Annotated in this window: 18 protein-coding genes; 12 read left to right on the forward strand and 6 right to left on the reverse strand. The window is 67.3% G+C overall.

Annotated features, from left to right (window positions below):
• Positions 1–78 precede the first annotated feature (78 nt).
• The 6 genes from C6570_RS15130 (at position 79) to C6570_RS15155 (ending at position 5,874) form a co-directional block, all read left to right on the forward strand.
• A complete protein-coding gene (locus C6570_RS15130) occupies positions 79–1,503 on the forward strand; it encodes an amidase (protein WP_106703954.1) in 1,425 nt (474 codons plus the stop codon).
• A 35-nt stretch (positions 1,504–1,538) separates the two neighbouring features.
• Positions 1,539–2,393 (forward strand): 3',5'-nucleoside bisphosphate phosphatase, encoded by an 855-nt coding sequence (locus C6570_RS15135; RefSeq protein ID WP_106703955.1) that lies wholly within the window; start codon positions 1,539–1,541, stop codon positions 2,391–2,393.
• Between the two features lie 56 nt (positions 2,394–2,449).
• Entirely contained in the window at positions 2,450–3,073 is a 624-nt protein-coding gene (locus C6570_RS15140) for an L-threonylcarbamoyladenylate synthase (RefSeq protein ID WP_106703956.1), read from the forward strand.
• 35 nt (positions 3,074–3,108) lie between these two features.
• Positions 3,109–3,777, forward strand: coding sequence for a site-2 protease family protein (locus tag C6570_RS15145; RefSeq protein WP_106703957.1), 669 nt, complete (start codon positions 3,109–3,111; stop codon positions 3,775–3,777).
• 22 nt (positions 3,778–3,799) lie between these two features.
• A complete protein-coding gene (locus tag C6570_RS15150; RefSeq protein ID WP_106703958.1) occupies positions 3,800–5,113 on the forward strand; it encodes a tryptophan--tRNA ligase in 1,314 nt (437 codons plus the stop codon).
• A gap of 149 nt (positions 5,114–5,262) precedes the next feature.
• Complete coding sequence (locus tag C6570_RS15155; RefSeq protein ID WP_106703959.1) at positions 5,263–5,874, forward strand: response regulator transcription factor; 612 nt, start codon at positions 5,263–5,265, stop codon at positions 5,872–5,874.
• Here the strand turns inward: C6570_RS15155 and C6570_RS15160 are convergent.
• From C6570_RS15160 to C6570_RS15170, 3 genes are all read right to left on the reverse strand, one after another.
• Complete coding sequence (locus C6570_RS15160; protein ID WP_164675550.1) at positions 5,816–7,258, reverse strand: sensor histidine kinase; 1,443 nt, start codon at positions 7,256–7,258, stop codon at positions 5,816–5,818. The two genes, C6570_RS15155 and C6570_RS15160, sit on opposite strands and share 59 nt — an antisense overlap.
• 83 nt (positions 7,259–7,341) lie before the next feature.
• Positions 7,342–8,418: a chorismate synthase gene (aroC, locus tag C6570_RS15165; protein ID WP_106703961.1), complete on the reverse strand. Its 1,077-nt coding sequence runs from the start codon at positions 8,416–8,418 to the stop codon at positions 7,342–7,344.
• 89 nt (positions 8,419–8,507) lie between these two features.
• A complete protein-coding gene (locus tag C6570_RS15170; protein WP_106704738.1) occupies positions 8,508–8,975 on the reverse strand; it encodes a CBS domain-containing protein in 468 nt (155 codons plus the stop codon).
• Between the two features lie 184 nt (positions 8,976–9,159).
• Between C6570_RS15170 and C6570_RS15175 the strand changes: the two genes are divergently transcribed.
• From C6570_RS15175 to C6570_RS15190, 4 genes are all read left to right on the forward strand, one after another.
• Complete coding sequence (locus C6570_RS15175; protein ID WP_106703962.1) at positions 9,160–10,470, forward strand: O-acetylhomoserine aminocarboxypropyltransferase; 1,311 nt, start codon at positions 9,160–9,162, stop codon at positions 10,468–10,470.
• A complete protein-coding gene (locus C6570_RS15180; protein ID WP_106703963.1) occupies positions 10,467–10,886 on the forward strand; it encodes a GNAT family acetyltransferase in 420 nt (139 codons plus the stop codon). Before C6570_RS15175 ends, C6570_RS15180 begins: the two co-directional genes overlap by 4 nt.
• 12 nt (positions 10,887–10,898) lie before the next feature.
• Complete coding sequence (locus C6570_RS15185; protein WP_106703964.1) at positions 10,899–11,705, forward strand: alpha/beta fold hydrolase; 807 nt, start codon at positions 10,899–10,901, stop codon at positions 11,703–11,705.
• Positions 11,706–11,917: 212 nt separating this feature from the next.
• Positions 11,918–12,253 carry an Mpo1-like protein gene (locus tag C6570_RS15190; protein ID WP_106703965.1) on the forward strand — a complete coding sequence of 112 codons (336 nt, stop codon included), beginning with the start codon at positions 11,918–11,920 and terminating at the stop codon, positions 12,251–12,253.
• Between the two features lie 77 nt (positions 12,254–12,330).
• On the opposite strand, the gene C6570_RS15195 is transcribed toward C6570_RS15190, so the two are convergent.
• Entirely contained in the window at positions 12,331–13,620 is a 1,290-nt protein-coding gene (locus C6570_RS15195; RefSeq protein ID WP_106703966.1) for a YihY family inner membrane protein, read from the reverse strand.
• Positions 13,621–13,642: 22 nt separating this feature from the next.
• Here C6570_RS15195 and C6570_RS15200 point away from each other — a divergent pair, with 22 nt between their 5' ends.
• Entirely contained in the window at positions 13,643–14,080 is a 438-nt protein-coding gene (locus C6570_RS15200; protein ID WP_106704739.1) for a DUF2069 domain-containing protein, read from the forward strand.
• A 63-nt stretch (positions 14,081–14,143) separates the two neighbouring features.
• On the forward strand, positions 14,144–15,595 hold the full coding sequence (locus tag C6570_RS15205; RefSeq protein ID WP_211297609.1) for an FAD-binding oxidoreductase: 1,452 nt from the start codon (positions 14,144–14,146) through the stop codon (positions 15,593–15,595).
• 46 nt (positions 15,596–15,641) lie between these two features.
• On the opposite strand, the gene C6570_RS15210 is transcribed toward C6570_RS15205, so the two are convergent.
• Complete coding sequence (locus tag C6570_RS15210; protein WP_106703967.1) at positions 15,642–17,306, reverse strand: midcut-by-XrtH protein; 1,665 nt, start codon at positions 17,304–17,306, stop codon at positions 15,642–15,644.
• A gap of 436 nt (positions 17,307–17,742) precedes the next feature.
• Positions 17,743–19,482, reverse strand: coding sequence for a DEAD/DEAH box helicase (locus tag C6570_RS15215; protein ID WP_106703968.1), 1,740 nt, complete (start codon positions 19,480–19,482; stop codon positions 17,743–17,745).
• Between the last annotated feature and the right edge of the window lie 476 nt (positions 19,483–19,958).

Below are 19,958 nucleotides of genomic sequence, written 5' to 3' on the forward strand. Positions count from 1 at the left end.
CAGCGCAGTCTGCACCAGCGCCAGAGGCCGATTTAGCCAAGAATCCGCGCTTTTCACATTCACCACAGGCTTCAGACCATGACCCAGCATCTGCACCAGCTGAGCGCCCAAGAACTGCTGGCAGGGTACCGCCAGGGCGCCTTCTCGCCCGTCGAGGTGCTGCGGGACGTGCTGACGCAGGTCGCGCGGTGGGAGCCTGAGCTGGACGCCACCTGGCGCCTGCGCCCCGACCAAGCGCTGACCGACGCCCGCGCGTCGGAGGCGCGCTGGCTCAAACGCCGCCCGCTCGGCGCGCTGGACGGCGTGCCCATCACCATCAAGGACAACATCGCCACCCAGGGCGACCCCACGCCGCTGGGCACGCGCGCCGTGCCGCTGGTGCCCGCCAAGGCGGATGCGCCGCCCGCCGCCCGCGTGCTGGAAGCGGGCGCCGTCTTCTTCGCCAAAACCACCATGCCCGACTACGGCATGCTGTCTTCCGGACTGTCCACCTTCCATCGCATCGCGCGCAACCCGTGGGATCTGTCGCGCACGCCCGGCGGCTCCAGCGCCGGGGCGGGCGCGGCGGCGGCGGCGGGCTACGGGCCGCTGCACCTGGGCACGGACATCGGCGGCTCCATCCGCCTGCCCGCCGGCTGGTGCGGCGTGGTCGGCTTCAAGCCCAGCCTGGGCCGCGTGCCGATCGATCCGCCCTACATGGGCCGCGCCGCCGGCCCCATCACCCGCACCGTGGCCGACGCCGCCTTGCTGATGCAGGTGCTGAGCGCGCCCGACGCCCGCGACAGCATGAGCCTGCCCGCGCAAACCATCGACTGGACGGCCACCTGGAAAAAGGCGAAGCCCCTGCGCGGCCTGCGCATCGGTTTGCTGCTGGACGCGGGATGCGGCCTGCCGGTCGCGCCCGCGATCCACGCTGCGGTGCAAAGCGCCGCCGAGGTGCTGCAAGCCGAGGGCGCGCACATCGTGCCCATGGCCCCGTTCATGACGCCCGAGATGCTGGCCGGGCTGGACCACTTCTGGCGCATGCGCTCGCTGATCGACTTGCAGGCCTTGAGCGACGACGCGCGCGCCAGCGTGCTGCCCTGCATCCGCACCTGGGCCGAAAGCGCGCAGGGCATGTCGGGCGCCGACGTGTTCAACGCCTACGCCCAGACGCACGCCGTGCGCGTGGCCACGCACCAGGCGATGCAGGGGCTGGACTACGTGCTGTCGCCCACGGCGCCCTGCGGCCCGGCGCCCTGTGACTGGCCTTCGCCCACCAACGACCCGCTGCGCGGGCTGGAACACATCGGCTTCACCGTGCCGTTCAACATGGGCGAGCAGCCCGCGATTTCGCTCAACGGCGGCTACGACGACGACGGCCTGCCCATCGGCATCCAGATCGCCGGGCAGCGCTTTGACGACCTGGGCGTGCTGCAGCTCGCGCGCGCTTTCGAGCGCCTGCGCGGCCCGCAGCGGCCGTGGCCAGATCAGCCGCTGACGCCCGCGCCACCCCAAGGGTGAAGGCGCCGGCGGGGGTGCGTCCGTAGAATCGGCGGGTGACCCACCCCATCAACGCCGACCTGCACTGCCATTCCGTCGTCTCCGACGGCACCTTGACCCCCGAAGCGCTGGCCGCGCGGGCCCACGCCAACGGGGTGGACCTGTGGGCGCTGACCGACCACGACGAAGTGGGTGGCCAGCAACGCGCCATCGACGCGGCGCAGGCGCTGGGGCTGAAGTACCTCACCGGGGTGGAGATATCGGTCACCTTCATCGACACCACGGTGCACATCGTCGGCTTGGGGTTTGACCACACCGACCCGCGCATCGTCACGGGCCTGAACGACACGCGCGATGGCCGCGGCCCGCGTGCGGTGGAAATGGGCGCGCAGCTGGCCAAGGTGGGCATCACCGGGGCTTACGAAGGCGCGCTGAAGTACGCGGGCAACCCGCGTCTGGTGTCGCGCACGCACTTTGCCCGCTTTCTGGTGGAAAGCGGCGTGTGCCGCGACACATCTGAAGTCTTTCGCCGCTTCCTGACCGAAGGCAAACCAGGCTATGTCGAGCACCGCTGGGCCAACCTGGGCGACGCGGTACGCTGGATCACCCAAAGCGGCGGCCTGGCAGTGATCGCGCACCCTGCGCGCTACCGCTTCACGCCCAACGAGGAATACGCGCTGTTCTCTGAATTCAAGCAGCACGGTGGGCGTGGCGTGGAAGTGGTCACCGGCAGCCACAGCGCTGCCGAGGCGGTGCGCTACGCCGACATGGCGCGCGAATTTGATCTACTGGCTTCGCGCGGCAGCGACTTCCACAGCCCGGACGAAAGCTATACGGACCTGGGCACCCTGCCCGCGCTGCCCGCCGACCTGGGCACGGTCTGGTCGGCCCTGGCCCATCGCGTGCACTGACGCAGGCCGCACGGCCCGGCCCGCCTTGCCGTACGGTTTGCGACCACAATAGGCGCATGGCCCAGTTTTTCAGCGTACACCCCGACAACCCCCAACCGCGCCTGTTGAAGCAGGCGGTCGCCTTGCTGGCACAAGGCGGCGTGCTGGCGGTGCCTACCGATTCCAGCTATGCGCTCGTCTGCCACCTGGACGACAAGGCCGCGGTGGACGCATTGCGCCGCATCCGCGGGCTGGACGACAAGCAGTTGCTGTCGCTGGTCTGCCGCGACCTGAGCGAGCTGGCCAGCTATGCGCGCGTGGACAACGCGCAGTACCGCCTTCTCAAGCTGGGCACGCCGGGGCCGTTTACCTTCGTGCTGGAAGCCAGCAAGGAGGTGCCGCGCCGCATCAGCCACCCGCAGCGCAAGACCATCGGCCTGCGCGTGCCCGAGCACGGCGTGCTGCTGGACTTGCTGGAGTTGCACGAAGGCCCGCTGCTGGCCACCACGCTGATCCTGCCGGGCGAGACCGACCCGCTGAACGACCCCGAGGAAATTCGCGACCGGCTAGAAAAACAGGTGGCAGGGGTGATCGAAGCGGGCGCCTGCCCCTCAGCACCCACCACCGTGATCGACCTGACCACCTCGCCCCCCGAAGTGCTGCGCCTGGGGCGCGGCGACCCTGCATCGCTGGGGCTGTGAGCGCAAGGCGAAACCCCGTCTGAGACAATCAGGCGGTGGACATCGCCAACATCATCCAAACCATTGCCATCTACGCCCTGCCGGTGCTGTTTGCCATCACCGTGCACGAGGCGGCCCATGGCTACGTAGCCCGCCACTTCGGCGACAACACGGCCGCCATGCTCGGCCGGGTCACGCTGAACCCGTTCAAGCACATCGACCCGATCGGCACCATCGCGATGCCGCTGTTTCTGTACATCGTCACGCAGGGCGCGTTCCTGTTTGGCTACGCCAAGCCTGTCCCAGTCAACTTCGGGCGGCTGAAGAACCCGCGGCGCGACATGATTCTGGTGGCGCTGGCCGGGCCCGCCTCCAACCTGGTGCAAGCCCTGCTGTGGGGCGCAGGCTTTGTGGTGCTGCAAGGCGTGGGCGTGCAGGAGCCGTTCTTTACGGGCATGTGCCGCGCGGGCGTGCTGGTGAACGTCATCATGTTCGTGTTCAACCTTTTCCCGCTGCCGCCGCTGGATGGCGGCCGCGTCGTCACGGGGCTGCTGCCGCCCAAGGCCGCCATGGCCTACAGCCGCATCGAGCCCTGGGGCTTTTTCATCGTGATGGGCCTGGTGGTGGCAGGCGTGATCAGCAACCTGTGGATGCGCCCCCTGATGAGCGTGACCTTCAGCGCGCTGGATGCGGTGCTTTCACCTCTGGCGGCCCTGTTCCGTTGATTTTTTCTAGCTGTCTTTTCTCATGAGCCAAGCCTCCTCGCGCCGCGTTCTGACCGGCATCACCACCACGGGCACGCCCCACCTGGGCAACTACGTGGGCTCCATTCGCGCAGCGGTGCGTGCCAGCCGTGCGCCCGGCGTGCAAAGCTTTTACTTCCTGGCGGACTACCACGCGCTGATCAAGTGCGATGAGCCGGCCCGCATCCAGCGCAGCACGCTGGAGATCGCGGCCAGTTGGCTGGCCTCCGGCCTAGACCCAGAGCACGTGGTGTTCTACCGCCAGTCGGACATCCCGGAAATCCCCGAGCTGATGTGGATGCTGACCTGCGTGACGGGCAAGGGCATGCTCAACCGCGCGCACGCCTACAAGGCGATGCTGGACAAGAACGCCGCCGCTGGCCAGGACCCGGATACCGACGTCAGCGCGGGCCTGTTCATGTACCCCGTGCTGATGGCCGCGGACATCCTGATGTTCAGCGCCCACCAGGTACCCGTGGGGCGCGATCAGATCCAGCACATCGAGATGGCGCGCGACATCGCCTCCAGCTTCAACCACCTGTACGGCGAGCACCTTGTGCTGCCCGAGGCGCTGGTGGACGACAACGTGGCGCTGCTGCCCGGCCTGGACGGCCGCAAGATGAGCAAGAGCTACGACAACACGATTGCCCTGTTTGGCCCGCGCGAGCAGCTGCGCAAGCAGATCATGAGCATCGTGACCGATTCGCGCGCGCCGGGCGAGGCCAAGCCGACCGACGGCTCCGCCTTGTTCCAGATATACCGCGCCTTCGCCGACGACGCCGAATCGGCCCAGTTTGCCAAGGCCTTTGCCGACGGCATTGCCTGGGGCGACGCCAAGCAGGCGCTGTACGAGCGCATCGAGCAGGAAATTGGCCCGATGCGCGAGCGCTACGCCTATCTGATGGCGCACCCGGAAGAAGTGGAAGCCTTGCTGCAGCGCGGCGCCGAGAAAGCGCGCGCGCTGGCTGTGCCGATGCTGCGCGAGCTGCGCCACGCCGTCGGCCTGCGCACCTTGTCAGCCCAGGCCACGTCGCAAAAGGTGCCGGTGGCGGCAAAAGCCTCACTACCCACGTTCAAGCAGTACCGTGAATCCGACGGGCAGTTCTACTTCAAGCTGACCGACGCCAGCGGCCGTGTCTTGCTGCAGAGCACGGCTTTCACGTCGCCGCGGGATGCGGGCCAGATCGTCAAAAGGCTGCAGCAAGAAGGTGAAGCCGCGCTGCCCACGTTGACCGCTCACCTAGCCCCGATTGACGCCCTGGTTGACGCAGATTTGCGACTGGCTCTGCAACAACTGGTGGAATCTCAATCGACTTGATACTGCCCACCTGTATATCTTTTCAGCATCCACCCCGGAGTATGAAACCTCGCCTGTGCAACGGTACATAATGGACACGTGACGCCAAATTTAAACCCGATTTCACCCCTATAAAAGAACCGTCACAAGGGAGTGCAGGAGCGCGGAGATTGACTGTTTACGTAATTGACGACCACCCTTTGATGCGTGAGGCGGTCGTGATGCTTCTGCGCCGCGTCAGGCCCGGCGTCGAAGTGGTAGAGCTTTCGCAGCTTTCTGGCATTGAGCGAGAGGTGGCTGAGCGCGGAGAACCCGAGTTTTTCTGCCTCGACCTGAAACTGCCCGACACGGTGGGGGTGTCTGGCGTCAAATATCTGAAGGCGCAGTTTCCCGACGTGCCGCTGGTGGTGATTTCAGCCTCGCCCGCGGAAGACGCCGAAGAGTGGTGCCGCGTGGCCGGCGCCGATCTGTACATCGAAAAATCCGCCGGTGCGAGCGAGATGACCTCGGTGCTGCGCTCGATCATGGTGGTGGACAGCCAGCTGGGCGATCTGGACGACACCACCGGCGAGCTGGGCTTTGACGCCCGCCTTTCCAAGCGCCAGAAGCAGCTGATCGTGATGCTGGATCAGGGGCTTTCCAACCGCGAGATCGCCGACCAGCTGGGCATCAGCGAGCACACCGTCAAGGTGCACCTGTGGCGTCTTTTCCGCCGCCTTGGCGTCAAGTCGCGGACGCAGACGCTGCACTTTGCGCGCCGTCACGGCCTGCTGACGCAATAGCCGCGGTGTCTGCGCCTTGCCGCGCACCCAGCGTGAGCGGCACACGCACCCGGAACATGGTGCCCCGCGCCAGGCGCGAACGAAGCGTGAGCGGGTAGTCCATCAACTCTGCCAAGCGGCGCACCAACGCCAAACCCAGACCAAAACCGTCGTTGGTGCCGCGCTGAGGCACCTTGTAGAACTCATCGAAGATGATGACGTGCTGGTCAGCGGCGATGCCGATGCCCGTGTCCCACACTTCAAACAGCACGTGGTCGCCGCGTTGTCGGGCCGCCAGCAACACCCCGCCGTTGGAGGTGTAGCGAATCGCGTTGGACACCAGGTTGCCCAGAATGCGGCGCAGGATGATCGGGTCTGACACCAGTTGCGCGTCCACCGTGCGCAGCCGCAACGTCAGCCCCTTTTGCACGGCCAACGGCCGATATTGCACGTGCAGGTCTTCCAGCAAATGCCTGACCTGCACGGTGCGCAGATCGGGCTGGATGCGATGCACGTCGAGCTTGGCCAGATCAAACATCGAGTCGAACAAGGTGTTGATGGCCTGGGTGGCCTGCAGGATCTTGGGGGCCAGCTCGTCCACCAGCTGCGGCTCGCTGCCCAGCCATTCGGCGTAGATGCCCAAGGCGCTGATCGGCTGCTTCAGATCGTGCGCTGCGCCGGCCAGGAAGCTGGTGCGAAACTCAGCCGCCGCCTTGGCCGCGCGCGTTTGCGCTTGCAGCGACTGGATGAGCAGCTTGTTCTGGTAGAGCACGTCGATGCTCTCGGCGTTGCGGGCATAGTGCACCCGGATCAGGCGGGCGAAAAGCAACAGGTACAAGACCAGCACCACGGGCATCGCCCAGCGAATCATGCCCAGCGGAACGTACAGCTCGCTCACCAGGCCCACGCCCACGCTGAGCGTCAGTGCCCCCGCGATCACCGACAGGTACATCCGTGCGGTGTGCAGGTGCGATGCGAGGTACGACGTGCGCCCCAAGCCGCCCGCGATCACCGGCAACCAGGCCAGCAAGGCCGTCTCGGTCGGCATGTAGTGAAACAGCATCAGGGGCGTCAGGCCCCAGAACATGGCGTTGAACAGCCAGAGTGGCCTTTGCGCCCGGGCGAAGCGCAGCTGGCGCGCGGCGTCGCGCTGGCGGCGCCCCAGCTTTTCGTAGTGGCGGCGCACCAGCTTGAGCCACAGCGCCTCGCACAGCACTGTGATCGTCCACGCGAGCAGCAGCCAGTCGGGCACGTAGCGGTAAGCCAGCGCCACCACAATCGAGGCCAGTGCCAGGCCCGTGAGCTGCGTGGTGCGCATCCCGCCGTAAAAGGCGTTGTAGGCGGCCGACTCGGCCCAGTCTGCCTTGAGGCGGCGTTCGGTATCGGCAGCGCCAGGCGTAGGCATGACGGCATTCATGGCGCGGCGGACACTATTAAATCAATAGCTGCCAGCGCTTGTGGCACCAGCGCTGCAGGCCATTTTTATGCTCAAACCGGGTGCGCCACGTCGCCGCACTGCGCGCGATGGCGCAGTGCATGGTCCATCACCACCAGCGCGAGCAGCGCCTCCAGGATCGGCGTGGCGCGAATGCCAACGCACGGGTCGTGCCGCCCCTTGGTGATCACCTCGACCGGCTCGCCGGCGGTGTTGATGGAAGGCCTGGGCACCAGGATCGAACTGGTCGGCTTGATGGCCACGGCCACCTCCAGGTCTTGCCCTGAACTGATGCCGCCCAGCACGCCACCGTCGTGGTTGCTGGCGAACTGCCCGCCCGGCAGGATGGCGTCGCCGTGCATGCTGCCCTTGTGCGCCACGCTGGCAAAGCCGTCGCCGATCTCCACGCCCTTGACGGCGTTCAGCCCCATCATCGCCTTGGCGATGTCGGCGTCCAGCCGGTCGTAGATCGGCTCGCCCAGCCCGACAGGCACATGCTGGGCCGTGACGCGCAGCCGCGCGCCGCACGAATCGCCCGCCTTGCGCAGCGCGTTCATGTAGTCCTCGATCGCGCTGACGTCGGCCACCGGGGCAAAAAACGGGTTGTTGGCCACATGCTCCCAGCCATCAAAGCCGATGGCCAGCTCGCCCACCTGCGTCATGCAGCCGCGAAAGGTAGTGCCGTAGCGCTCCTGGAGCCACTTGCGCGCCACCGCGCCGGCGGCGACGGTGGGCGCGGTCAGGCGCGCGGAAGAGCGTCCGCCGCCGCGCGGGTCGCGCACGCCGAACTTGCGCCAGTAGGTGTAGTCGGCGTGACCGGGGCGGAAGGTCTGGGTGATGTCGCCATAGTCCTTGCTGCGCTGGTCGGTGTTGCGAATCAGCAGGCAGATCGGCGTGCCGGTGGTCTGGCCCTGGTAGACGCCAGACAAGATCTCGACCTGGTCCGCCTCGTTGCGCTGGGTGACGAATTTGCTGGTGCCGGGGCGGCGGCGATCCAGCTCGGGCTGGATGTCCGCCTCAGACAAGGCCATGCCGGGCGGGCAGCCGTCGATCACGCATCCGATCGCAGGCCCGTGCGATTCGCCAAAATTGGTGACGGCAAACAGGGTGCCGAAGGTATTACCGCTCATGCCCCGAATTATCGCCGTGGCCGGCGGTGGGCTGGCGCGGCGTGGGGCTTACCCCGCTTCAGGCGCGAAGCGCCCGCGAGGTCTGCCGCTCAGGGCAGATTCGGCTCGGTGTTCTTGCTGTCTTCTTCGGGCCAGTCGCGGATGTAGGCCTTCAGCATCTGGTTTTCAAACTTCTGGTTGTCCACCACCGCCTTGGCCACGTCGTAGAAGCTGATGACGCCCTGCAGCTCCTGCCGGTCGATGACGGGCAGGTAGCGCGCATGGCGGTCCAGCATCATGCGGCGCACTTCATCCATTTCGGTCTCGAGCGTGCAGATCAGTGGGCCGGCGTCCATCGCGCGGTAGACCGAAACGCCTTCAAACGTGCCGCCGTTCTTCACGGCCGCCTGGATCACCTCACGAAAAGTGAGGATGCCCACCACGCGCCCGTGCGACATCACCACCAGCGAGCCGATGTCGCGCTCGGCCATCACCTGCGCGGCGTCGGCCAGGCTGTCTTCGGGCGTGATCGTGTAGAGCACGTTGCCCTTCAAACGCAAAATATCGCTGACTTTCATCCATTGACTCCGAGCGCGCGCACCACCGCGCTGCCAATCAAATATAGCCCAGCGCAACGCCGGGTGCGTGTCGCGCGCACGCCAGGGCGCGTTGCGCGCGGGGCCACCGCGGGTTTGGCCCACAATCGAAGCGATGCGGCCGGCGCCCAAGGCGCCGCCACCCCGACAAGACTGAGGAGACCCTATGCCCGGCTATGCCGACCCTGGCTTTGACACGCTGGCGCTGCACGCAGGCGCCGCGCCCGACCCCAGCACCGGCGCGCGCGCCGTGCCCATCCACCTGTCCACGTCCTTCGTGTTCGAGTCCAGCGACCACGCCGCGGCGCTGTTCAACCTGGAGCGCTCGGGCCACGTCTACAGCCGCATCAGCAACCCCACCAACGCGGTGCTGGAGCAGCGCGTGGCAGCGCTAGAGGGCGGCATTGGCGCCATCACCACCGCCAGCGGCCAGGCCGCGCTGCACCTGGCCGTGGCCACGCTGATGGGCGCGGGCAGCCACATCGTGGCCAGCACGGCGCTTTACGGCGGCAGCCAGAACCTGCTGAACTACACGATGCGGCGCTTCGGCATTGAAACCACGTTTGTGAAGCCCGGCGATCTGGACGCCTGGCGCGCCGCCATTCGCCCCACCACGCGCCTGCTGTTTGGCGAAACCGTGGGCAACCCGGGGCTGGACGTACTGGACATTCCCGCCGTGGCCGACATCGCCCACAGCGCAGGCGTGCCGCTGCTGGTGGATTCCACCTTCACCACGCCGTACCTGCTCAAGCCCTTCGACCACGGCGCCGACCTGCTGTACCACTCGGCCACCAAGTTCCTGAGCGGCCACGGCACTGTGATCGGTGGCGTGCTGGCCGACGCGGGCAGCTTCGACTGGGATAAATCGCGCAAATTCGCCGAACTGACAGCGCCCTACGACGGCTTTCACAACATGGTGTTCAGCGAGGAAAGCACCGTCGGCGCCTTTTTGCTGCGCGCGCGGCGCGAAGGCTTGCGCGACTTTGGCGCCTGCCTGAGCCCGCACAGCGCCTGGCTGATCCTGCAAGGCATCGAAACCCTGCCGCTGCGCATGGAAAGGCACATCGACAACACCGAGAAGGTGGTGCGCTTCCTGGCCGAACACCCCTTCGTTTCGCGCGTGGGGCACCCGCTGCTCGAATCGCACCCCAGCCATGCGCTGGCCAACCGGTTGCTGAAGCACGGCGCGAAGGGCGCGGGCAGCGTGTTCAGCTTCGACATCAAGGGCTCGCGCGAACAAGGCAAGGCCTTCATCGAAAACCTGAAGCTGTTCAGCCACCTGGCCAACGTGGGCGACTGCCGCAGCCTGGTGATCCACCCCGCCAGCACCACCCACTTCCGCATGAGCGATGAAGCGCTGGCCGGCGCCGGCATCGGCCCCGGCACCATCCGCCTGTCGATCGGGCTGGAAGACCCGGCGGACTTGATCGACGACCTGAAGCGCGCCCTGAAAGCCGCCGAAAAAGCCGCCGCATGAACCTGCGCCCGTTTCTGGCCGCAGACCAGCCCCAGGTGATTGCCCTGTGGCACGCCTGCGGCCTGACGCGCCCCTGGAACGACCCGGCCAAGGACATTGCGCGCAAGCTCACCGTGCAGCCCGAGCTGTTTCTGGTCATAGAAGACGCGGGGCCAATCGTCGCCAGCGCGATGTTCGGCTATGACGGCCACCGCGGCTGGGTGAACTACCTGGCCGTGGCGCCCAGCCACCGGGGCCGTGGGCTGGCGCGCCAGTTGATGGCCGAGGGCGAGGCGCGCCTGACGGCGCTGGGCTGCCCCAAGCTCAGCCTGCAGGTGCGCGCGGGCAACGCGCAGGCCATCGCTTTTTACGAACACCTGGGCTACGCTACCGACGAAGCGGTGTCGCTCGGCAAACGGCTGATAGCCGATCAGTGAAGGAGACCCACCATGCTCATCCCCGTCCAGGGTGCCGATCTTTACGCCTACACCGGTGGCAAGGCTTTTGACGCGGCCAAGCCCACCGTGGTGTTCATCCACGGCGTGCTGAACGACCACAGCGTCTGGATTCTGCAAAGCCGCTACCTGGCCAACCACGGCTGGAACGTGCTGGCCATCGACCTGCCCGGCCACGGCAAGAGCGGCGGCAAGCCGCCCGAATCGGTCGAAGAGGCAGCCGATGCGGTGCTGGCGCTGCTGAAAGCCGTGGGGGTCGACCAGGCGGCGCTGGTGGGGCACAGCTTTGGCTCGCTCATCGCGCTAGAGGCCGCTGCCCGCGCGCCCGCGCAGGTCAGCCATCTGGCGATGGTGGGCACGGCCTACCCGATGAAGGTGTCGCCCGCGCTGCTGGACAGCGCCGTCAACGCGCCTGAAAAAGCCATTGCGATGGTCAACACCTTTTCGCACAGCACGCTGTGCCCGCCGCCGTCGGCGCTGGGGCCGGGCACCTGGCTGTACGGCGGCTCGCGCGCGTTGATGCGCCGCGTGCTGGCCAGCAACCCGCAGGTGAACGTGTTCTACACCGGCTTCAAGGCGTGCGACAGCTATGCGGGTGGCGAGCAGGCCATGCCCGCCGTGCACTGCCCCACCCTGTTCCTGATTGGCAAGCACGACCAGATGACGCCGCCCAAATCGGCCAAGGCGCTGGCGCAGCATGCGCGCCTGGCCAAGATCGTGGAAGTGAACGCCGGCCATTCGCTGATGACCGAGGCGCCGGACGAGGTGCTGTTTGCGCTGCGCGACTTCCTGAGCGCCTGAGTGGGTCGACGATGGCGCGGGCGGCACCGGGTGTCGCGATCCGATGCGGCTGTGCCCTGCCAATACGCTTCTTTTTTTATAGCTGCCTGCGCTGTACAGACCAGCGCTGGCGGGCTTTTTCTTACCCAAATTCTGGCCCCATCGGCCAAATCGCTGGGCAGATGGCGCGCAAGCTCCTAGACTGTGGCCACAACCCCACCAGGAGACAAGCCATGAACCCCAACACAGCGGCAATCGGCCCAGACCCGCGCGCCTTCAAGCGCTTTGCGGATTTCTACCCCTTCTACCTGACCGAGCACAGCAACCGCACCTGTCGGCGGCTGCACTTTGTCGGCTCCACGCTGGGGCTGGTGTGCCTGGCGCTGATGGTGACCACCGGCCAGCCGTGGTATCTGCTGGCGGGCCTGCTGGTCGGCTACGCCTTCGCCTGGGTGGGGCACTTCGGTTTCGAGAAGAACCGGCCCGCCAGCTTCAAGCGGCCGCTGTACAGCTTCATGGGCGATTGGGTGATGTACAAGGACATCTGGACGGGCAAGATCCGGTTCTGAGTCGGCCTACATCCGGCGTCGGTTGCACGCGCAAGGCCTGCGGACCGCTGCTCATCCGACGCTTCAACGCTATGCTTTCAAGAGCTGCCAGCGCCCGCTGGCTGTGCGCTGGCGGCCTTTTTTTCTTGTGAATCGGGCGGTGCTGACAGCAGATCCGCCACCGTCACGGCGCCCACGCCCGGCTGGCGCCACCACGCATCCAGCGCCTGCCCCGGCGCCAGCAGCAAGCGCGCCGCCAGCGGTTGCAGCGGCTCGTTCGCCGGGTCGATCAGCAGCACGTAGCGCGGCTGTTCGTTGTCGCTGCGGGTGGCCAGCTCGCCCACCCAATTCATGCCTTGCAGCGCCTCCAGCACGGGGCTGAGCTGCAAGCTGTCCACGCGCAGCCCTTCGGCCAGCTGGGGCAAGGTCAGCCCGCGGCGGGGCGATTGGCCCGCGCGCGCCAGCGCCTGCAGCGCTTCAACGGCCAGCTCGAAATGCCAGCCAGGCCCGTCGCCGCGGCGCGCCACGCCGCTGAGCAGGCTGGGCAAGTACGCGGCGATCACGGCGCCCAGCAGCACGATCAGCCAGCACAGGTAAATCCACAGCAGCAGGATGGGCACGGTGGCAAACGCGCCGTAGATCAGCGAATAAGTGGGCATGCGCGACAAATACCAGCCCAGGATCTGCTTGGCCAGGCCAATGCACAGAGACACGAACACGCCGCCGGCCAGCGCGTGCTTCCACTTCACGGGCGCGTTGGGCACAAAGCGGTACAGCAGCGTGAGCCCGCCCACCAGCATCGCCGTTTGCAGCGCGTCCAGCGCAAAGCCCACGCCGCCCGGCAGCATGGGAATCAGCCCGTGCGAATGGCTGATAACGTACGAGGTGATGGCCAGGCTGCCCGCCATCACCAGCGGCCCCAGCGTCAGCGCGGCCCAGTAGATCAGCAGGCGTTGGCCCAGCGGGCGCGCGGTGCTCACGCGCCAGATGGCGTTCAGCGTGTGATCGATGGTCAGCATGAGCGACAGCGCAGTAAAAAACAGCACCGCCAGGCCCACGGCGCCCAATTCGCTGGCCTTGGTGGCGAACTGGGTGAGGTAATCCAGCACGTTCTGCGAGATGCTGGCGGGGATCAGGCTGTCGACCAGCCAGCGCTCCAGCGCGCCCTTGAGCTCGGCAAACAGCGGAAACGCGGTGAAAACCGCCAGCACCACGGCAAAAAATGGCACCAGCGCCAGCGTGGTGGTGAAGGTGAGCGAGCTGGCCGTCAGCCCCAGGCGGTCTTGCTGAAAGCGCTGCCACAGGGTGGCGGCCGTGGGCAGCACCGGAAAGTCGGTGACATCGGTGACAAACGTCTTGAGCCGCTTCTTCAGGCCGTCCAGATTCATGCTGGGTATGATGCCACCGCCCATGTCCAGCCCTGTACCGCCGCCCTTTGCTCCCGTGGCCAATGCGCCTTCGCCCACCGCACGGCGTACGCGCGCGGTGACGCTGGCGGCGCTGCTGGCGCTGACCGCACTGTGCCTGGCGTGGGAGCTGTGGCTGGCGCCGCTGCGCCCGGGCGGCTCTTGGCTGGCGTTGAAGGCGCTGCCGCTGCTGCTGGCCGTACCCGGCGTGCTGCGCTACCGCATGGCGACCTACCGCACGCTGGCGCTGTTCGTCTGGCTGTATTTTGTGGAAGGCGTGGTGCGCGCGACCAGCGACCGAGCGCCGTCGGCCTGGTACGCGCTGGCTGAGGCGGTGCTGGTCGTCATCGTGTTCGTGGCTTGCACGGCGCACATCCGCCTGCGCCTGCGCGAGGCGCGCCTGCACAGTGCGCAGGCCCACGCCGCCACGCCCGTTTCTTAATCTTTTAGCGCGCCAGCGCAGGTGCACACTGCGCTGGCAGCTATACAAACCATAGCGATCACCATGTCACCCCCCAGCCCCTTGATCGAAGCCCTGCAGCAAGCGGTGGGCGCCGCGCACGTTTTGACCGAGGGCGACCTGAGCGCCTACGAACACGACTGGCGCCGCCGCGCCCGCGGGCGCGCCCTGGCCGTGGTGCGCCCGGCCAGTGCCGAGCAGGTGGCCGCCGTGGTGCGCGCCTGCGTGGCGCACGGCGCCACCATCGTGCCGCAGGGCGGCAACACGGGGCTGGCCGTGGGATCGGTGCCGGATGAGACCGGCACGCAGGTGCTGCTCAGCCTGCGGCGCATGGACAAGGTGCGCGCGGTGGACGCGGCCAACCTGACCATCACCGTGGAAGCAGGCTGCATCCTGCAGAACCTGCAAGGCGCGGCCGAAGCGGCGGGCTACCTTTTTCCCCTGAGCCTGGCCGCCGAAGGCAGCTGCACGATCGGCGGCAACCTGGCCACCAACGCGGGCGGCACGCAGGTGGTGCGCTACGGCAATGCGCGCGAGCTGTGCCTGGGCCTGGAAGTGGTTACCGCGCAGGGCGAGGTCTGGAGCGGCCTGACCGGCCTGCGCAAGGACAACACCGGCTACGACCTGCGCGACCTGTACATCGGCAGCGAAGGCACGCTGGGCATCATCACCGCCGCCACGCTGAAGCTGTACCCCCGCCCCGCCGCCAAGCTGACCGCCTGGGCCGCCGTGCCCAGCATGCAGGCCGCCGTCGACCTGCTGGGCCTGGCGCACGCGCGCCTGGGCGCGGGCCTGACGGGGTTTGAGGTGATGGGCCAGTTCGCCCTCAGCCTGGTGGACAAGCACTACCCGCAACTGCGCGTGCCGCTGTTCAAGGAATCGCCCTGGTGCGTGCTGCTGGAAAACTCTGACCACGAGAGCGAAGCGCACGCCCGCGCACTGTTCGAGCAGCTGCTGGAAACGGCGCTGGAGGGCGGCTGCGTCACCGACGCCGTGGTCGCTGAAAACCTGACTCAGGCCAAGGGCCTGTGGCACATCCGCGAAAGCATTCCGCTGGCGCAAGCCGAAGAGGGGCTGAACATCAAGCACGACATCAGCATTCCGGTGTCGCGCATCCCCGCCTTCGTGGAAGAAACCGACGCGCTGCTGGCGCGCGAAATCCCCGGCGTGCGCCTGGTCGATTTTGGCCACCTGGGCGACGGTAACCTGCACTACAACGTGCAGGCACCCGAGCATGGCGACGCCAAGGCCTTCCTGCGCGACGAGGAAGACCGCATCAACACCCTGGTGTTCGACGCGGTGGCGCGGCATGAAGGCTCGATCAGCGCCGAGCACGGCATCGGCAGCCTGAAAGCGGCCAAGCTGCCCCACTACAAATCGGCCGTGGCGCTGGGCCTGATGCGCGGCATCAAGCAGGCGCTGGATCCGCAGGGGCTGATGAACCCGGGGCGGGTGCTGACCACGGACAGCACGGGCACCGGCGGCAACCCACGTTGAACCGCGCAGCGCGCGCCCTGGCGGGCCCGCGCCCCTTCGCCACCCCTTAGTTCGCCTGGATGCGCTGGTTCTTCCAGCAAACGGGCTGGGTGCTGGCCGCGCCGCCGCACTGGCGGTACATCAGCGCGTAGTACGCCTTGCCCGCCGTGCGGTAGAGGTTAGAACTGTTCAGGTCGGTGCGCCAGATGTCTTCTTCCATCAGGTCGTTCCACGGTTTGGCGGCAGCCGGGTTGCCGAGCTTGCCCAGGTCTTGCGCAGTCATGCCGCCATCCACCGGGGCGCCGGGCGCCAGCGCCACCATGCGGATGGAGGCATCGCGCACGGCCGCCACGTAGCTGTTGGTGGCGTCACCGCTGCGCGCCACCGGTGCGCCGCCGCTGAGCTCGATGCGCGCGCGCTTGAGCGCGGCGACCCAGTTGGCGCTGTTGCCCGCGCCGTTCAGCACGTAGTTGGACAGGGTCACCTGGCCGCGCAGCCAGTTGCCCCAGTAGAACTCGGCGAATTCGGGCAGGCTGCCGTTGTCGTAACCCATCCCGCGCGTCAGGTAGACCAGCGACCGGTAGCTGTCGTCGCCCATCTGGTCCAGGCCCAGGCGCTGCGGCAATTGGTCGGGCGTGATGGCGTTGCCCTGCGCGTCGCGCAGCCACACGTTCTTGGTGGCCTGCATGCGCTGCCAGAAGGTGGCGCTGTCGGCCGCGTTGGAGAAATTGCCGCTGACGCGCACCCACACGGGCAGGTTGGCGCCGCCGTCGGCCAGCTCCCACAAGGTGGTGAAAGTGTGGTGGCCGTCGGTCAGGTACAGCTGGCCTTCGGGGCCAACCACCACCGTCTTCAGCCCTGCGGCGGCGATCGGGCCGGATTCGGGCACGGTGCAGGCAAAGCCTGTGCCCGCCACCAGCGAAACTTGACCAGGCATATAGCGCGCGTCGTCGATGGCGCCGCGGCCGTTGTCGGCACAGTAATCGTCGGCGCGCTTGCGTTCGGTGCGGTAAAGGTAGCGCGAGTAGTTGTCGGTGGCATCGTCACCCAGGTAGCCAGCCTGCGTGGCGGTAAAGCGCGTGAGATCCGGCTGCTTGCGGCCCAGGTGGTAGTAGACCTGGTCATATCCCACCGACGGCTGGGTGGGCCGCAACTCGCCCAGGCGCACCTTCAGCACGTCGCCCACCTGCGCCTGCAGGTATTGGCCGCCGGCCGCCACGCGCACCACGCAGCCCTGCCCGGCTTGCAGCGTTTGCCCGCTGGCGCAGCGCTGCGCAGCGTCACCAAAGGTGCTGATGAAGTAGCCGCTGCCCGTGGCGTCGGCCAGATCGATGCTGGCCAGGCGAACGGCGCCGCCAGAGGCGTTGGTCACCGCCACGTCGATGGCGGCCGTGCCACTGAGCGGCAAGCTCGCAGGGCTGGTCTGGCCCAGCGACAGCGTGCGGTTGACGGTTTGCGCCACCACCGCTTCGCCACCGGCCAATCCACCCGCAGCCAACACCACGGCCCCCAGCAGCCACGCCCCCAGCGTCGCCGGCCAGCCCAGCCGCCGGGTTTTCCACACCAGCACGGAGATCGCCACCATCAACAGCAACAGACCCGCCACACTCAACGAAGGCACTGGCTGCGCCGTGGCCGACACAAAGCCGACAACAAGCTGGGGCGTGGGTTGCGCCAGCGCGGGGACACTGGCCGTGACCAAGACGGCCACCGGGAATGCAGACAAACGCATGGGAGATCGCGCGGAAAAAAGTTAACCCGCGAAGTTAGTGCGGCAGCGTGACGGAGATGTGACAAGGGGTGACCTCGGCCGGGGTGGGTTGAGTGGGGCACAGGCGAGGTGGGGATGTGGCTTTTGGGGCTGTGGCGCTAGTGTGGTGGGCGCAGGTCGCTATCGTTTTGATGTGCGCGGGGTTTGCTGCGGGCAGGGGCGTGCCTCGGCCCTCAGCAACCCCACAAAAACATCAACAAAGATAGCAGCTAGCGCAGGCAGCACCTGCGCCACACCCCGGAAACAAAAAAACCCGCGATCCGAACACCTCGGAACGCGGGTCTTCACTGCATGCGCGGCAGCTCGCCTTTCAACCCCTCACCACGCCCACTCAAAGCCAAGCGCAGCAGACGGCCACACAGGCAAGGGAACGGACACGGCCAGGGGCCAGCCAGCCTCAACGCCCCTTGGGCGCGTAAGGCTTGGCCGCACGCGGTGCGGGTGCGCCGTTGCGCGCTGCCGGACGGGCGCCGTGCTTGGCGTGCGCGGGGGCTGGCTTTCCGCTTCCAAAATGAGAGCTGCCAGCGCCCGGGCGGCGGGCGCCGTCGCCCGATCGCTCACCAAAACCGCCGCCCACCATGCGCGGGCCGCGGCGGTCTTCGCCGAAGCTGCCGCGCGGGCCGCCGCGAGGCGCGCCACGACCACCCGGACGGCCTTTGCCCGCGCCTTTGCGGCCAAACGCTTCCTGGATGGGCGGGAAGAAGCGGGTGGGCTCCAGCCCGTCGATGGTCAGCGCGTTGAACGGCTGGCGCGTATGCGCTTCGATGTCGCCCAGGCGGCGGCGGTCGCGGAACTCGGCCAGCGTGACGGCCAGGCCATCGCGCCCCGCGCGGCCGGTGCGGCCGATGCGGTGGGTGTAGTCCTCGGCCTTCATTGGCAAGCCGAAGTTGATCACGTGGGTGATCGTCGGCACGTCGATGCCGCGCGCGGCCACGTCGGTGGCGACCAGGATCTGCACGCGGCCGTCGCGCAGAGCGCCCAGGCGGCGGTTGCGCACGGACTGGCTCAGCGCGCCGTGCAGAGAGACGGCGGCGAAGCCGTTCTGCTGCAGGTCTTCGGCCAGCTCTTCGCATTCCACCTGCGTGCAGGCGAAGACGATGGCCTGGTCGATGCTGGGGTCGCGCAGCCAGTAGTCCAGCAGGCGGCGCTTGTGCTCAGGGCTGTCAGCCCAGTACAGCTCTTGCCGGATGTTGGCGTGCTGCTCTTGCGCGGTGGCGATTTCCACCTTCTGCACGCGTGCGCCGTTGTCGTGCATCACGCGCATGGCCAGCTGCTGGATGCGCGGCGCAAACGTGGCGCTGAACATCATGGTTTGCTGGCGCTGGGCGGTCAGCTGGTGGATTTCGGCCAGGTCGTCGGCAAAGCCCAGGTCGAGCATGCGGTCGGCCTCGTCCATCACCAAAAAGCGGATCTGGTCCAGCTTGATCTGCCCGCTGCGCTGCAAATCGAGCAGGCGGCCAGGCGTGGCGACGACCAGGTTGGCGTTCTGCAGCTTGGCGATTTGCAACTGGTAGGGCATGCCGCCCACCACGTTGGCCACGCGCAGGCCGCGGCAGTGCTTGACCAGGTCGATGGCGTCACTGGCCACCTGCTGCGCCAGCTCGCGCGTGGGGCACAGCACCAGCGCGCCGGGCACGGCGGGCTTGAAGTGGCGCGAATCCAGCGGGCTTTTGCGGCGCGGCTTTTTGGGGGCCGGTTCGCCGTTGGCCAGCGCCTCGGCGACCTTGGCGTCCCACGCTGCTATCTCGGCCGCGGCGACTTCGTGCTGCTGCTGCACCAGGGTGTGCAGCATGGGCAACAGGAAGGCGGCGGTCTTGCCGCTGCCAGTCTGGCTGCTGACCATCAGGTCGTTGAAGGCGCCCTGGTCCGCCTTGCCCGACAGGGCCAGCGGAATGGTGCGCAGCTGCACGGGCGTGGGCTGGGTGTAGCCCAGGTCGGTGACGGCGGCCACCAGCTCGGGCGCCAGGCCCAGGGCCGCGAAGGCGGCGCCGGGCACGGGTGCATCGGCTGCATCGGCAGGGGGTGCCATCACGCTGGCTTGAGCGGCCTCGGCATAAGCCTCGGGCGCTGCGTTTTCGATAGCTGCCTGCGCAGATTCGTCCTGCGAAAAGGCGTGGTTTTCCTCAAAAGAGGTCATGGTTTTTCTCTTCTTTCCGGCGCGCGTGCACAAGCCAAGCGGCTGCAGGCGTAGCGCGTCATATGGTTGGGCGCTGATCAAAGCGCGCCCGGGGTTCAAGTAACTACACCCACCATCTGACGACAACGCGTACGCGAGGGGCGCTTTGACAAACGAGTGTCAACGCGGCCTTCGCGCCGGGAACAATCGCCCGCGTCCACAAGGGAAGCGATGACCCGCGCCGGATGGGGCGCGGTAACGATTGCAAGTGATGGTCCGATCGGCAAGGCTTACGCTTGCCGGGCCACCACACGAGAGAAGGAAGATGTGGCGTTTGTTTTCTTCGTGCCGGCCGCTGGGTGAATCAAACCCGGCGTGCCGCTGAACTGCCCGTTGGCTCGGGTTACCCCAAGAACCGCTGGCTTTGCACGAAACCGCGCATTATCCTGTTTTTTGCGTTGTTGCGCAAGCGCGCATGGCTTGAGCGCGCGGTGCCG

Origin of the sequence: Ottowia oryzae, assembly GCF_003008535.1 — a bacterium.
In the GTDB taxonomy this organism is placed as follows: Bacteria; Pseudomonadota; Gammaproteobacteria; order Burkholderiales; family Burkholderiaceae_C; genus Ottowia; species Ottowia oryzae.